This window comes from Mesorhizobium sp. WSM4989 (assembly GCF_029625795.1).
Taxonomy (GTDB): domain Bacteria; phylum Pseudomonadota; class Alphaproteobacteria; order Rhizobiales; family Rhizobiaceae; genus Mesorhizobium.
In genome coordinates this window covers 1-239 of the sequence record NZ_JARTVN010000066.1, presented here as the reverse complement: position 1 = coordinate 239, position 239 = coordinate 1, and the positions used below count along the sequence as shown (strand labels likewise).

Below are 239 nucleotides of genomic sequence, written 5' to 3'. Positions count from 1 at the left end.
CATCTCGGCCCGAGCAGAAGCAGTCCGAGAACTTCGGAATCAAGAGTCGATTTTGAAGAATCTTTCCGAAGTGAGTTTGTTGCGCAGTATTCTCGCTTTTGAGCGAGGAGATCGTGAACTTGCAAGTCAGTCCGCTATCGCTGCGATGGTGTTTTCGCCGAGGCGGGCCGATGGCGTTGTACCTCGACTCAATACCATCGGAGAAAAGCTAGCGAATAGAATTTGGAGCAAGTAATCAG

General features: G+C 50.2%; 1 protein-coding gene. It reads left to right on the top strand.

Annotated elements, in window-relative coordinates:
* Window positions 1-235 (top strand): hypothetical protein (locus P9217_RS30340; RefSeq protein WP_278088344.1); only part of this gene is annotated, 235 nt, incomplete at its 5' end.
* Between the last annotated feature and the right edge of the window lie 4 nt (window positions 236-239).